This window comes from Rhizobium sp. SSA_523, assembly GCF_030435705.1.
In the GTDB taxonomy this organism is placed as follows: Bacteria; Pseudomonadota; Alphaproteobacteria; order Rhizobiales; family Rhizobiaceae; genus Neorhizobium.
In genome coordinates this window covers 862,603-875,980 of record NZ_CP129381.1, presented here as the reverse complement: position 1 = coordinate 875,980, position 13,378 = coordinate 862,603, and the positions used below count along the sequence as shown (strand labels likewise).

Here is a 13,378-nt window from a genome sequence, read left to right as displayed (position 1 = left end):
ATGAACGCAAAACCAAAGCCGCAGGATGCGGTCCTGACTGACGATAGCCAGGGCATGTCCTATCTCAACAGCGTGCCGCGACAGGTGGTGATGATCTATCTGCCGCTGGCCGTCTTCGTGTTCGTCCTTCTCTTTCCCTTCTACTGGATGGCGATCACGGCGGTTAAACCCAATTCGCAGCTGACGGATTACAGCAATTACAGCCCCTTCTGGGTGGTCGGACCCACCCTGGATCACATCAAATATCTGCTTTTCGAGACCTCCTATCCAGGCTGGCTCTGGAATACGATGCTGGTCGCAGTGGCCTCGACGGTTCTGTCCCTCGTGGCCTCGGTTCTCGGCGCCTATGCGATCGAGCGGATCAGGTTCACGGGCTCGCGCTCGGTCGGGCTGATGATCTTTCTTGCCTATCTCGTGCCGCCCTCCATCCTGTTCATTCCGCTGGCCTTCATCGTCTTCAAGATCGGCATCTATGACAGCCGGATGGCCCTGATCTTCACCTATCCCACCTTCCTTATCCCCTTCTGCACCTGGCTCCTGATGGGTTATTTCCGGTCCATCCCGTTCGAGCTGGAAGAGAGTGCTCTGGTGGACGGCGCCAGCCGGTGGCAGATCCTCACCCGGATCATCCTGCCGCTTGCAGTTCCAGGCCTCATCTCCGCCGGCATCTTCGCCTTCACCCTCTCCTGGAACGAGTTCATCTATGCGCTGACCTTCATCCAGTCGTCCGAGAACAAGACGGTGCCGGTGGGTGTGCTGACAGAGCTGGTGCGGGGCGACATTTTCGAATGGGGGTCGCTGATGGCGGGGGCCCTGTTCGGCTCGCTTCCGGTGGTAATTCTCTACTCGTTCTTCGTCGATTATTACGTCTCCTCGATGACCGGCGCCGTGAAGGAATAGACATGAACAGCTATGATCTGACGGGCCAGCACGCGATCGTGACCGGTGGTGCACAGGGCCTCGGCTTCGCCATGGCGCGCCGCTTCGTCGAATCCGGCGCCCGTGTCACCCTTTGGGATCTCGATGAGCCGCTTCTGGAGGCGGCACGGGCCAGTCTGGGCGGTGCGGCGCATTGCGTCGTCGTCGACATCACCGACCATGAAGCTGTGGAGGCCGCGCATGCTGCAACGGAAGCAGCCCGCGGTCCCGTTTCGATCCTCGTCAATTCCGCCGGGATCGCCGGTCCGGCGGCACCCCTCGACAGCTATGACGTTGCGATGTTCCGCAAGATCATCGACATCAACCTGATCGGCACCTTCCATGTTAACCGCGTCTGCGTCCCGGGCATGAAGGCGCGAAATTACGGCCGGATCGTCAATATCGCATCGATTGCCGGCAAGGAGGGCAATCCGAATGCATCGGCCTATTCGGCCTCCAAGGCGGGGGTGATCGGGCTCACCAAATCGCTCGGCAAGGAGCTCGCGGGGTTTGACATCGCCGTCAACTGCATCACGCCGGCGACCGCGCAAACGCGCATCCTGGAGCAATTGTCGGAGGAGTTCATCGACTATATGCGCTCCAAGATCCCGCGCGGCCGTTTCCTGAAGGTGGAGGAGGCAGCGGCCATGGTGACCTGGCTTGTGTCCGCAGAAAACAGCTTCACCACGGGCGCCGTCTTCGATCTCTCCGGTGGGCGCGCCACCTACTGACTCCCTGGTCAGGTTTGGCGTCTTTCGACTGGCGTCCGGATCAGCGTTGCGCTGGCGGCGGATGAGAGCGTTTCAGGCGCGATGACGTGTCGCGCGCGTCGCGACTGGTCGAGCCCCGTTTTGCGCGCTATGTAAGGCCCAGTCGCCTGCCGGCGGCGGGCTCACGATCCGTCTTTGGCATGCGGCTCTCCTGCAGCCAGATTCAAAGACGAATTGATGACCCTTCCGGCCGACCGCTCCACCAACGCCTCGCGAACCGCACAGCTGAAGCTCCTGACGCGCGAGGCGCATGAGCGGCTCGATGCATCGATCATGGCGTTGAAGCCCTTCGAAAGCAGGGCGCATTACGGGCGCTTCCTGCGCGTTCAATGGGCTTTGCATGCCATGACGGCGGAGCTCTATCAGGATCCCAAGCTCGCCCGGCTGCTGCCGGATCTTGCCGCGCGCTGCCGCCTGGACCCGCTGGGCCAGGATCTTGCCGACCTTGATGTCGCGCCGCCTGCGGTTCCGGCAGCAGAGATCGGACAGTCGGAGGCGCTCGGCTGGCTCTATGTCGCTGAAGGCTCCAATTTGGGCGCCGCATTCCTGTTGAAGGCGGCGGAAAAATCGCTCGGCCTGTCGGAGGATTTCGGCGCACGTCACATGGCCGGACATCCAGACGGCAGGGGCTTGCGGTGGCGCAGCTTCACCGGCGCGCTCGATGCCATCGCGCTGCCGGCCGAGGCGGAAGACGCAGTCATTGCCGGCGCGATTTCCGCCTTTGCAACGGTTCAAGCCGGTGTCGAGGCCGAAATGAGCCGCGAACCTATCCACAGCTGAGGCGGGCCGGCATCGGCGCGCCTCCCGAAAGCCGACGGTCTGTACTGCATGTCTAATTATAAAGGCCGGTAGACTTCGATCGGCTCCACCAGCCCACGCAAGGGGAAGAGCCCGACATCGGTGACGCGGTCGTGGAGATTGCCGGACTGGACGAAGGCATCCGACAGCAGAACCGGATTATGTGTGGTCTTGGTCAGCGCTTCCAGCCGCGAAGCAATGTTGACCGTCGGCCCGATCACGGTGAAGTCCAGCCGCTTCGTGGAGCCGATATTGCCATACATGACATCGCCGCTATGGACGCCGATGCCATAGCCCAGTTCGGGCTGGCCGGCGGCAAGCCGCACCGCGTTCAATCCAGCCATGGCCTGCTGGATCCCGAGAATGGCCTCGAAGGCATTATGCGGGGCGCTTTCATTGGCAAGAGGAAAGACGGCGAGAAGACCATCGCCCATGAATTTCAGGATCTCGCCGCCATGGCTCTCGATGGGTTCGGCCAGCGCGTCGAAACATTGGTTGAGCATGTCGATCACGTCGTCTCTCGGCCAAAGATCGGAAATCGCGGTGAAGTCGCGCACGTCGAAGATCATCACGATGGCCGACAAGGTCACGCCGCTGCCACGCCGCGTCGCCCCGGCGAGGATCTGCTCGCCCGCATGCGGTCCGACATAGGTCTGGAGAAGCGTACGCGCCAAAGCGTTCTTGATGCGCACCTCGCTGACCAGCGAGAGGATAGGCACCATGCTGCGCAGCGTTGCGACCTGCTGGTCGGTAAAACCCCCTTCCGCATCGCTGGAGAAGGTCACGATGTGACGCTTGTTGAGCGTGTGTTCCATGGGCCAGGCCACATATTCCGTGAGGCCCTGCGCCGCGAGATCCGCAAAGAGCGAATAGGAGGGGCCGGGGCGCGCGTCGAGGAGCTTCTGGCGCACCTCTGTCGCTCCTTGCAGAATGGCGTTCATCGGGCTTTGCAGAAAGGCCTCGGTCTCCTCGACGCCATGCTCGAACATTTCGATATCGGCCTCGCGCAGGCCGGTCTTCCAGAGGATGCGGGCCCCAAGCCATTCGGGATGGTTGATGCGGAAATGCAGCGTCGCCCGGCCGACCGGAATTCCGACGGCGCGGATCCGGTCGCATAAGTCGACGAATATGTTGTCGATGAAACGTTCGCCATGCGTCTCGCGCAGAAGCCAGGCGACGATCGCTTCGAACCCAGCCACGTTCCCCGTCCGCGACGGCCCCTGTTCGGCATCCATCAGTCTCTCCTGGCACGCCCCATCAATCTGCCACGAAATGTGCCTTGGACGCGCCGATTGCAATGGTGGCACGCGCCTTTTGCGGTCGCGCCTGCGCCGGCCGCTCCATTGGTTCCGGCCATGCCCTATCAGGACCCGACTGCATGAACTTTGTGCAGTTAGAAAATTGCCTTCAGTTTCGCCTTGACAGGCCTTTTATTTGCAGGAAGGATGAACCAATCGAAATATTGGTTCGCATTATGGTTCTTGCTGTCACCCATCCGGACAATGCCAATTACGCGCTCGAGCGGCTGCGCGACCTGTTGCGCGCCGGTTCGTTCGCTGCCGATGGGAAGCTTCCCACGGAACGCGATCTTGCCGAGAAGCTGGGTGTCGGCCGCCGCGCCATCCGTCGCGCTCTGGAGGTCCTGGAGGCGGAGGGCGAGATCTGGCGGCGCCAGGGGGCCGGAACCTTCGTGGGGCAGAGGCCGGGCGGCCTTGCAGCCGATGTCGGAGCGATCGTGGCCGGAACCGATTTCATGGAGATCATGGAGGTGCGGCTGCGCATCGAGCCGCAACTGGCCCAGCTTGCTGCACTGCGCTTCAAGCCGGCGGAATTGGTTCGCATGCGCGAACTGGCGCGCAAGATCCGGGCGAGCGACGATGCCGATGCGCGGGAATTGTGGGATGGCGCGCTTCACCGGCAGATCGCCCAGAGTGCCCGCAACCAGCTGTTTCTGACGATCTTCGACGTGATCAACCATGTGCGGCAGGACGAGGCCTGGCAGGCAATTCGCGAACGGGCGCGCAGCGGCGACGGCGTCAGCGCCGCCTATGCGCAGCATGAGGATATCATCGAGGCGATCGCGGCACGTGATCCGGCACGTGCGGCCGAAGCCATGCGCCGCCACCTGCTGATGCTTCAGGAGCGGCTGATCCGGGAAACCTCGCATGATGGCCTGGATGATGCCGGCGCCAAGGCATCGGAGGTTATCGTGCCGGCGTGACTGTCCGGAACAGCGTCAGATGACACCGTCCGGAGACGACAGCCAAGACATCAAAGTCGGAGAGACAAGCCGACATCCGTGAACTGCAAAACAGAAGATCAGAGGAGAATGATCATGAAGACTATCCTGCGCCTGACCACGGCGCTCGCCCTCGGCGTTCTCAGCGCCCTGCCGTCCTATGCCGCCGAGCTGAAGATCGGTTTGCAGGACGATGCGGATGTGCTCGATCCGGCGCAATCGCGCACCTTTGTCGGCCGTATCGTCTATACCGCGCTTTGCGACAAGCTGGTCGACGTCTCGCCGGAACTGAAGATCATCCCGCAGCTGGCCACCGCCTGGAAATGGTCCGAAGACGGCATGAAGCTGGTCATGACCCTGCGCGAAGGCGTCAAGTTCCATGACGGCACGGCAATGGATGCGGCGGCCGTGGTCGGCACCATCGAGCGCAACCTGACGCTGCCGGAATCGCGCCGCAAAAGCGAACTTGCTTCGGTTGACAAGATCGAGGCCTCCGGCCCGCTGGAGGTGACCTTCACGCTGAAGAAGCCCGATGTCACGCTGCTTGCCCAGCTGTCCGACCGCGCTGGCATGATCGTCTCGCCGACCGCGGCCAAGGAGCTCGGCGCGGATTTCGGTTCGCGTCCCGTTTGCGCCGGACCATTCAAATTCGTCGAGCGCGTGCAGCAGGACCGTATCGTGCTTGAGAAGTTCCAGGATTACTGGAACAAGGACAATGTCTTCATCGACAAGGTGACCTATCTGCCGATCCCCGATACGACGGTGCGCCTGGCAAACCTGCGATCGGGCGACCTCGACATGATCGAGCGGCTGGCCGCAACTGACGCCCAGACTGTCAAGGACGATGCGGGCCTGACCTATGAAGGCGTCGTCAATATCGGCTACATGTCGCTCTACGCCAATGTCGGCAACGGTGCCCGGGCCGACAATCCGTTCGGCAAGGACAAGCGCCTGCGCCAGGCCTTCTCGCTGGCGATCGACCGCGATGCGCTGATGCAGATCGTCTATGAGGGAACGGCGGTCGGCGGCAACCAGCCTTTCCCGCCCAACAGCCCCTGGTTCAACACCTCCATCCCGGTTCCCGCACGCGATCTGGAAAAGGCAAAGGCGCTGGTCAAGGAAGCCGGGTTCGACCGTGTTCCGGTCGAGATGCAGATCCCGAACAACCCGGTTGCGCAGCAGATGATGCAGATCGTGCAATCCATGGTCGGCGAAGCCGGCTTCGATGTTACCTTGAAGGCGACGGAATTCGCGACCCTGCTCAACGAGCAGACAGCCGGAAACTACCAGCTGAGCCGGTCCGACTGGTCGGGCCGCGTCGATCCTGACGGCAATATCCACCAGTTCGTCACCTGCAATGCCGGGCTGAACGATACGAAATACTGCAATTCGGACGTAGACAAGCTTCTGAACGAGGCGCGTGCTTCCACGGATGATGCGGTGCGCAAGGAAAAATACGATGCCGCCACGGCCATCCTCAACGAGGATCTGCCGATGATTTATCTCGGCCATCAATCCTGGCTCTGGGCCCTGCGCAAGAATGTCACCGGTTTCGTGCCCTCGCCGGACGGTATGATCCGCCTGACAGGAATGAAGAAGGAAGGCTGAGGTCTTCCTCCGGACGCCGCAGAGTTCAGCCTGCGGCGTCCCCCTCTCAAGTTCTAAAACGGGATTGGCGCAATGCCTGTTTACATCGGAAAGCGTCTGCTGGTCGCGATACCGACGCTTTTGATCATCTCGATATTCGTCTTCTCGTTGCAGAAGCTCCTGCCGGGCGATCCGGTGCTTGCCATGGCCGGCGAGGAACGGGATCCGGCCGTCATCGAGCTCCTGCGGGAGAAATACCGCCTCAACGATCCGATCCCGGTGCAATATGTCAACTGGCTGGGCGGCGTGCTGGTGGGCGATCTCGGCATTTCGCTGCGCACCAACCAGCCCGTGCTGGAGCTGATCGCCGAAAAGCTTCCGGTGACCATCCAGCTGGCCATCATGTCGATGATTTTCGCCTTTGCGATCGGCGTGCCCATGGGCATTCTCGCGGCGGTGAAGAAGAATACCGTTGTGGATTATATCGCCAGCATCCTGGCTCTGTCGGGACTTTCGGTCCCGAACTTCTGGCTCGGCATCATGCTGATCCTGCTGGTCTCGGTCAATCTCGGCTGGCTGCCCGCCTCAGGCTATGAATCCTTCTTCGTCGATCCGGTCCGTTCGCTCCAGACCATGCTGATGCCGGCCTTCGTCCTGGGAACGGCGCTCGCCGCCACGCTGATGCGCCATACCCGCTCGTCCATGCTCGGCGTCCTGTCGGCCGATTATATCCGCACCGCGCGCGCCAAGGGGCTGCCGCCGCGCGATGTCATCCTCAGCCATAGTTTCCGCAATGCGCTTCTGCCTGTCATCACACTCAGCGCCCTGCTGTTCGGCGAGCTTCTGGCCGGGGCCGTCCTGACGGAGCAGATCTTCACCATTCCCGGCTTCGGCAAGCTGATCGTCGATGCCGTCTTCAACCGCGATTATGCCGTTGTGCAGGGCGTGGTGATGTGCACCGCCGTCGGCTTCATTCTGATGAACCTTATTGCGGACATTCTCTATGTCCTGCTCAATCCGCGTCTGAGGGCCAGCCTATGACCGTGCTCGAACCGACTGCCGGCACAGATGTCGCACAATCGCGCGAGAGCAGCCGCGCATGGCGCAAGCTGAAGCGCAGCCGCAGCGCGCTGGCCGGCCTCGTCATCATCGCCTTTTTCGCCCTGCTGGCCCTGGCTGCGCCCATCCTGCCCATTCCGGATCCTCTGGCCACCAGCTGGTCGGCAATCCGCAAGGCGCCCTCGGCTGCCCACTGGCTGGGAACGGACGATCTCGGCCGGGATATCCTGTCTCGCATGATCTGGGGCGCACAGGCGTCCCTCATGGCGGGCATCTTCTCCGTCGCGATCGCCGTCGTCATCGGCGTGCCCTTCGGCGTCCTGTCGGGCTATTTCGGCGGCTGGGTGGACCTTGTCATTTCGCGCATCACCGAAGCCCTGCTCGCAATGCCCTTTCTCATCATGGCGATCGCACTTGCCGCCTTTCTCGGCCCGAGCCTGAGCAATGCGATGATCGCCATCGGTCTGACGGCGATGCCGATCTTCGTCCGCCTGACCCGCGGGCAGGTCCTCGCGGTGAAGCAGGAGGATTACGTGGAGGGCGCCCGGTCTGTTGGTCTCGGCCATATCGATATCATGGTCCGCTACATCCTGCCGAATGTGACGGCACCGATCATCGTGCAGGCAACGCTGACGATCGCCACGGCGATCATTGCCGAAGCGAGCCTGTCCTTCCTCGGCCTTGGGCAGCAGCCGCCCGCCGCCAGCTGGGGCTCCATGCTGAACGTGGCGAAGAATTTCCTTTCGCAGGCGCCGTGGATGGCGATGTGGCCGGGTGCGGCGATCTTCCTTGTGGTGATCGGCTTCAATCTTCTCGGCGACGGACTGCGCGACGCGCTCGATCCGCGCGAACATTGATTTCTTGAGTAAAGGCTAGACCATGACTGAATTCACCACGCGGCCGGAAATTCTCGGTACCTTCGGCGTTGTCACCTCCACCCACTGGATCGCCTCCGCTGTCGGCATGAGCATTCTGGAAAAGGGTGGCAATGCCTTTGATGCGGCCGTTGCCACCGGCTTCGTCCTGCAGGCGATCGAGCCGCATCTGTGCGGTCCGGGCGGCGATATGCCGGCCATCATCTATTCCAGGAAGACGGATAAAGTGGAGGTCATCTGTGCGCAGGGGCCCGCACCGGCAAAGGCCACGATCGATCACTATACGGCCGAAGGGCTGAAGCTCATACCCGGTGACGGGCTGCTCGCCACCGTCATTCCCGGCGCTTTCGACGGCTGGATGCTGATGTTGCGCGATTATGGCAGCATGAGCGTGCGCGAGGTGCTGGAGCCCGCCATCTATTACGCCGAGCATGGCCACCCGATGTTGCCGCGCGTTTCGGCCACCATCCAGGGCCTGGCCGAATTCTTCAGGACGGAATGGCCGACCTCCTACGAGACCTGGGTTCCCGGCGGAAGCGTGCCGCAGGCCCTGGCCAACTTCAAGAACCCCGTTCTGGCCGAGACCTGGAAGCGGATCATTGCGGAAGCAGAGGCCGCCCCGAACCGGGAAGACCAGGTTCAGGCTGCGCGCAATGCCTTTTACCGCGGCTTCGTCGCCGAGGCGATCGATCGTTACCTGAAGACCGCCGAAGTCATGGATGCCAGCGGCAATCGCCACAAAGGCGTGCTGACGGCCGAGGACATGGCGAATTATTCCGCCACGATCGAAGCGCCCCAGACCTATGACTATCACGACTGGACGGTCGCCAAGACGCCGGCCTGGGGGCAGGGTCCGGTGCTCTTGCAATCGCTGGCGCTGCTGAAGGGCTTCGATCTCGGCCGCATGGATGCCAATGGACCGGATTTCGTTCATCATGTCGTCGAGGCCATGAAGCTCGCTTATGCGGATCGCGAAGTCTATTATGGTGATCCCGAATTCGGCCAGATCCCGACACAGACGCTGCTTTCCGACGAGTACAACGAAGCGCGTCGGGCGCTGATCGGCGACAAGGCCTCTCTGGACCTGCGGCCCGGCACTGTGCCCGGCTACGAGGGCCAGGTGGACGCCACGATGGCCATGCTTTCGCAATTTTCCGGCAAAGGCGCGGTCTATGAGCCGACCATGGCGCATCTCTCGGAAAAGAAAGGCGATACGGTCCATATCGATGTCATCGATCGCTGGGGCAATATGGTGTCGACCACGCCGTCGGGCGGCTGGCTGCAGTCGTCGCCCATCGTTCCCGGCCTCGGTTTCGCCCTCAATTCCCGCGCGCAGATGTTCTGGCTGAAGGATGGCCTGCCGACATCGCTTGCGCCCGGAAAGCGCCCGCGCACCACGCTCACCCCTTCGCTCGCGCTTTACGAAGGCCGTCCGACCCTCGCCTTCGGCACGCCGGGTGGCGACCAGCAGGATCAGTGGCAGTTGCCCTTCTTCCTCCGCTATGTGCATCAGGGAAAGAACCTGCAGGCCGCAATCGACGCGCCGCTATTCCACACGACGCATTTTCCGGGCTCCTTCTATCCCCGAACCTCGGAGCCCGGCCATATCATGGTGGAAGCCGGCTTCGGCGATGCGACGATCGAAGAGCTGCGCCGCCGCGGGCATCAGGTGACGGTGGCGGACCAATGGACCGTCGGACGCCTGACGGCGGCGCGGCGCGATGCAGATGGCCTCCTGCGGGCAGCGGCAACACCGCGCCTCATGCAGGCCTATGCCGTGGGACGCTGAGCCATGACCTGGTCGATCGTCGCGCGTGATCCTGGTACCGGCCATCTCGGAATTGCGGTGGCCAGTCGCTTTTTCGCTGTCGGCTCTGCGGTCCCCTATATGCGCGGGGGGATAGGCGCCGTGGCGACGCAGGCCTTTGTCAGCCCGCTCTACGGCGTGGATGGGCTGGCACTCCTGGCCGCGGGCGAGGTGCCGCAGGATATCATCGACAGGCTGACGGAGCGCGATGACGGCGCGGCGCAGAGGCAGTTGCACCTGATTGACGCACTCGGCCGCAATGCCGCCTTCACCGGCGCAAAATGCATCGCTTGGGCCGGCCACATCCTGTCCGACCAGGTTTCGGTCGCCGGCAACATGTTGTCCGGTCCAAAGGTGCTGGAGGACACGCTGCAGGCCTATTGTGATCAGGCCGACCTCCCATTCGCCGAACGCCTTCTGGCGGCCATGGATGCCGGCGAGGCGGCCGGTGGCGACAAACGCGGTCGCCAATCGGCAGCGCTCGTGATCTATCGCGATCAGGATTACGCCTGGCTGAACATCCGCGCCGACGACCATCACGAACCGCTGGTGGAATTGCGCCGCCTCTTCAATGTGGCGCAGGAACGCTATCTGCATGTGGCGGAAACCATGCCGACCCGTCTCAATCCGCACGGCATGATCGATCGCAGCGAAATCGACCGCAAGATTGCCAGCCTGGAGGCGGAGCGCATCAGAAGCGGCCGCGACAGCGCCTCCTTTGCCACGCCCTGGATACCGTCATGACCGAGAACCCGATCCTTTCCGTCCGCAATCTGACGACAGCCTTTCGCAGCGAGGCCGACTGGAAGCCCGTCGTCCGCAACGTGTCTTTTGATGTGCGGCCGGGCGAGACGGTGGCCATTGTCGGCGAATCGGGCTCCGGCAAGAGCGTCACCTCCCTGTCGATCATGCGCCTGCTCGCCGAAGGGACGAGCCGGATCGAAGGGGAAGTCGTCCTCAATGGCCGCAACCTTCTGGCGCTTTCGGAAAAGGAGATGCGCGCCATACGCGGCAATGAAGTCTCCATGATCTTCCAGGAGCCGATGACCAGTCTAAACCCGATCTTCACGATCGGCCGGCAGATCTCGGAAGTGCTGACCCGGCACAAGGGTTTCTCGCAGGCGCAGGCGCGGGCGGAGACGGTCCGCATGCTGGAGCGGGTTCGTATACCCAATGCCGGCAGCCGCTTTGACGAATATCCTCATCAGTTCTCCGGCGGCATGCGCCAGCGCGTGATGATTGCGATGGCGCTCGCATCGCGGCCGAAGCTGCTGATCGCCGACGAGCCGACGACGGCACTCGACGTGACGATCCAGGGCCAGATCCTGGAACTCATCAAGACGCTGCAGGATGAGGAGAACATGTCCGTCCTCTTCATCACCCACGACATGGGTGTCGTGGCCGAAATCGCCGACAGGACGGTGGTGATGTTCCGCGGCGATGCGGTTGAAGCAGGTCCGACGGAGGAGATTTTCGAGCGCGGACGCCATCCTTATACGCGCGCACTTCTCTCCGCAGTTCCAAAGCTCGGGACCATGACCGGCCAAGATGCGCCATTGCGGTTCCCGATCGTCGATATGGCCACCGGCAGTGTGGTGGAACCGGCCGCACCGGAAAAGACGAAGGTGCAGCAGACGCCCATTCTGGACGTCAAAAATCTGGTCACGCGCTTTCCGGTCCGCTCCGGGCTCTTCAATCGCCAGACCGGCGCGGTGCATGCCGTGGAAAATGTCTCATTCGATCTGCGTCAGGGCGAAACCCTTTCGCTTGTCGGCGAATCCGGCTGCGGCAAGTCGACGACGGGCCGGTCCATCATGCGGCTGATCGAGCCGACCTCGGGTGAGATCGCGCTTGATGGCTTCAATGTGCGCGAACTCTCGACAGGCGAGCTTCAGAGACTGCGCAGCCGCGTCCAGATGATCTTCCAGGATCCGTTCTCCAGCCTCAATCCGCGCATGACGGTGGGGCAGGCGATCGCGGAACCCTTCCTGAAGCACAAGATGGGGACATCAGCCCAGGCCCGTGAAAAAACGGCCGATCTGCTGGAGCGCGTCGGCCTGTCCTCATCGCTGATGAACCGCTACCCGCACGAATTTTCCGGCGGGCAGCGCCAGCGCATTGCCATCGCCCGCGCGCTGTCGCTCGATCCCAAAGTCATCGTTGCGGATGAAAGCGTCTCGGCGCTGGACGTGTCGATCAAGGCGCAGGTTTGCAATCTCCTGCTCGATCTGCAGGAAAGTCTGAACCTTGCCTTCCTCTTTATCAGCCATGACATGGCCGTGGTCGAGCGGGTGAGCCATCGGGTCGCCGTCATGTATCTGGGCGAGATTGTCGAGATCGGGCCCCGCGCTGCCGTCTTTGACAATCCACAGCACCCTTATACGAGGAAGCTGATGGCCGCCGTTCCCGTTCCGGATCCGTCGCGCCGCGGCATCCGGCGCGGTGTTTCGGACGAAGAGCTGAAGAGCCCTGTGCGGCCGCTGGGTTACGAGCCGCCGGCGCGCCAGTATCGCGAGGTCTCTCCCGGCCATCTGGTGCAGATCGACTGAGACCTGCAAGAGGAGGGCGTCAGCAGGCGGCTCCTTCCCCATGCAGGATCTTTCGCAGCGCCGCGACGCAGGAGGCGCTTGTCTTCAGGGCTTCGCGCGCGGCGAAGCTCAGCTCGACGAGTGTCGTGTTCTCCTCGACAGTTCGGGACGAGCAGGAGGCATGCAGTTCGGAAGCGCCGAGCCGCTCGATCAAATGGGCAGCATTGTCCGGCCGCACGCCTGACCCCGGCATGATTGTGATGCGCCCGGCGGCGCGCTGTATGAGGTCGGCCAGCTGATCCATGCCCTGCATCGCGGTCTGTTGCCCGCCGGAGGTCAGGATGCGGGAGAAGCCGAGCCTGATGGCGGTTTCCAGCGCCTCGTGTTTGTCCGGCACGGTGTCGAAGGCCCGGTGCAGCGTCAGGTCCAGCCCTGCCGCATGCCGGCAAAGCGAGCCCAGCACCTCCTCGTCGAGCCGCCCATCCGACCGGCAGGCGCCGATCACCACGCCGGTCAGGCCTGCGGCCCGGGCCGCATCTATATCGGCTTTCATGACCAGGACTTCCTCGGGCGTGAACTGAAAATTGCCGGCGCGTGGCCGGATCATGGCATAGCAGGGGATGGGCTGCCGGCCCGCAAGTTCCATGAAGCCGCGCGACGGGGTAAGCCCGCCGACGGAGAGCGCGAAACACAGTTCGATACGGTCGGCGCCACCCTCGATCGCGGCGAACAGCCCTTCCGCATTGTCGACGCAGATCTCCAGGACGGGTTTGCCTTGCGGGGAGGAAGCTTGCATG

12 protein-coding genes are annotated in these 13,378 nt (G+C 62.6%); 10 read left to right on the top strand and 2 right to left on the bottom strand.

The window, feature by feature from the left end; translation table 11 throughout:
* From QTJ18_RS05270 to QTJ18_RS05260, 3 genes are all read left to right on the top strand, one after another.
* Complete coding sequence (locus tag QTJ18_RS05270) at positions 1–900, top strand: carbohydrate ABC transporter permease (protein WP_252753062.1); 900 nt, start codon at positions 1–3, stop codon at positions 898–900.
* A 2-nt stretch (positions 901–902) separates the two neighbouring features.
* Entirely contained in the window at positions 903–1,649 is a 747-nt protein-coding gene (locus QTJ18_RS05265) for an SDR family NAD(P)-dependent oxidoreductase (RefSeq protein WP_252753063.1), read from the top strand.
* Positions 1,650–1,865: 216 nt separating this feature from the next.
* Positions 1,866–2,468, top strand: a complete 603-nt coding sequence (locus QTJ18_RS05260) for a biliverdin-producing heme oxygenase (protein WP_252753064.1) — start codon at positions 1,866–1,868, stop codon at positions 2,466–2,468.
* Between the two features lie 56 nt (positions 2,469–2,524).
* Here QTJ18_RS05260 and QTJ18_RS05255 read toward each other — a convergent pair whose 3' ends face one another.
* Complete coding sequence (locus QTJ18_RS05255) at positions 2,525–3,721, bottom strand: adenylate/guanylate cyclase domain-containing protein (RefSeq protein WP_252753065.1); 1,197 nt, start codon at positions 3,719–3,721, stop codon at positions 2,525–2,527.
* 239 nt (positions 3,722–3,960) lie between these two features.
* On the opposite strand from QTJ18_RS05255, the gene QTJ18_RS05250 reads away from it, so the two are divergent.
* The 7 genes from QTJ18_RS05250 (at position 3,961) to QTJ18_RS05220 (ending at position 12,602) form a co-directional block, all read left to right on the top strand.
* Positions 3,961–4,707: a FadR/GntR family transcriptional regulator gene (locus QTJ18_RS05250; protein WP_252753066.1), complete on the top strand. Its 747-nt coding sequence runs from the start codon at positions 3,961–3,963 to the stop codon at positions 4,705–4,707.
* A 114-nt stretch (positions 4,708–4,821) separates the two neighbouring features.
* Complete coding sequence (locus QTJ18_RS05245) at positions 4,822–6,333, top strand: ABC transporter substrate-binding protein (RefSeq protein WP_252753067.1); 1,512 nt, start codon at positions 4,822–4,824, stop codon at positions 6,331–6,333.
* 72 nt (positions 6,334–6,405) lie between these two features.
* On the top strand, positions 6,406–7,353 hold the full coding sequence (locus QTJ18_RS05240) for an ABC transporter permease (protein ID WP_252753068.1): 948 nt from the start codon (positions 6,406–6,408) through the stop codon (positions 7,351–7,353).
* Positions 7,350–8,228: an ABC transporter permease gene (locus tag QTJ18_RS05235; RefSeq protein ID WP_252753069.1), complete on the top strand. Its 879-nt coding sequence runs from the start codon at positions 7,350–7,352 to the stop codon at positions 8,226–8,228. Before QTJ18_RS05240 ends, QTJ18_RS05235 begins: the two co-directional genes overlap by 4 nt.
* Before the next feature lie 22 nt (positions 8,229–8,250).
* Positions 8,251–10,035, top strand: coding sequence for a gamma-glutamyltransferase family protein (locus tag QTJ18_RS05230; RefSeq protein ID WP_252753070.1), 1,785 nt, complete (start codon positions 8,251–8,253; stop codon positions 10,033–10,035).
* Between the two features lie 3 nt (positions 10,036–10,038).
* Positions 10,039–10,797 (top strand): DUF1028 domain-containing protein, encoded by a 759-nt coding sequence (locus QTJ18_RS05225; RefSeq protein WP_252753071.1) that lies wholly within the window; start codon positions 10,039–10,041, stop codon positions 10,795–10,797.
* The gene (locus QTJ18_RS05220) at positions 10,794–12,602 is read left to right on the top strand and encodes an ABC transporter ATP-binding protein (protein ID WP_252753072.1); all 1,809 of its coding nucleotides are present in this window, start codon (positions 10,794–10,796) and stop codon (positions 12,600–12,602) included. The genes QTJ18_RS05225 and QTJ18_RS05220 overlap by 4 nt, the downstream gene beginning before the upstream one ends.
* Before the next feature lie 19 nt (positions 12,603–12,621).
* On the opposite strand, the gene QTJ18_RS05215 is transcribed toward QTJ18_RS05220, so the two are convergent.
* The gene (locus QTJ18_RS05215) at positions 12,622–13,377 is read right to left on the bottom strand and encodes a copper homeostasis protein CutC (RefSeq protein WP_252753073.1); all 756 of its coding nucleotides are present in this window, start codon (positions 13,375–13,377) and stop codon (positions 12,622–12,624) included.
* Position 13,378: the final 1 nt, after the last annotated feature.

What these genes read in the sequence shown, in the direction of transcription:
- QTJ18_RS05270 (WP_252753062.1), top strand. Translation starts at nt 1, where the DNA reads ATGAACGCAAAACCAAAGCCGCAGGATGCGGTCCTGACTGACGATAGC.
- QTJ18_RS05265 (WP_252753063.1), top strand. Translation starts at nt 903, where the DNA reads ATGAACAGCTATGATCTGACGGGCCAGCACGCGATCGTGACCGGTGGT.
- QTJ18_RS05260 (WP_252753064.1), top strand. Translation starts at nt 1,866, where the DNA reads ATGACCCTTCCGGCCGACCGCTCCACCAACGCCTCGCGAACCGCACAG.
- QTJ18_RS05255 (WP_252753065.1), bottom strand. Translation starts at nt 3,721, where the DNA reads ATGGATGCCGAACAGGGGCCGTCGCGGACGGGGAACGTGGCTGGGTTC.
- QTJ18_RS05250 (WP_252753066.1), top strand. Translation starts at nt 3,961, where the DNA reads ATGGTTCTTGCTGTCACCCATCCGGACAATGCCAATTACGCGCTCGAG.
- QTJ18_RS05245 (WP_252753067.1), top strand. Translation starts at nt 4,822, where the DNA reads ATGAAGACTATCCTGCGCCTGACCACGGCGCTCGCCCTCGGCGTTCTC.
- QTJ18_RS05240 (WP_252753068.1), top strand. Translation starts at nt 6,406, where the DNA reads ATGCCTGTTTACATCGGAAAGCGTCTGCTGGTCGCGATACCGACGCTT.
- QTJ18_RS05235 (WP_252753069.1), top strand. Translation starts at nt 7,350, where the DNA reads ATGACCGTGCTCGAACCGACTGCCGGCACAGATGTCGCACAATCGCGC.
- QTJ18_RS05230 (WP_252753070.1), top strand. Translation starts at nt 8,251, where the DNA reads ATGACTGAATTCACCACGCGGCCGGAAATTCTCGGTACCTTCGGCGTT.
- QTJ18_RS05225 (WP_252753071.1), top strand. Translation starts at nt 10,039, where the DNA reads ATGACCTGGTCGATCGTCGCGCGTGATCCTGGTACCGGCCATCTCGGA.
- QTJ18_RS05220 (WP_252753072.1), top strand. Translation starts at nt 10,794, where the DNA reads ATGACCGAGAACCCGATCCTTTCCGTCCGCAATCTGACGACAGCCTTT.
- QTJ18_RS05215 (WP_252753073.1), bottom strand. Translation starts at nt 13,377, where the DNA reads ATGCAAGCTTCCTCCCCGCAAGGCAAACCCGTCCTGGAGATCTGCGTC.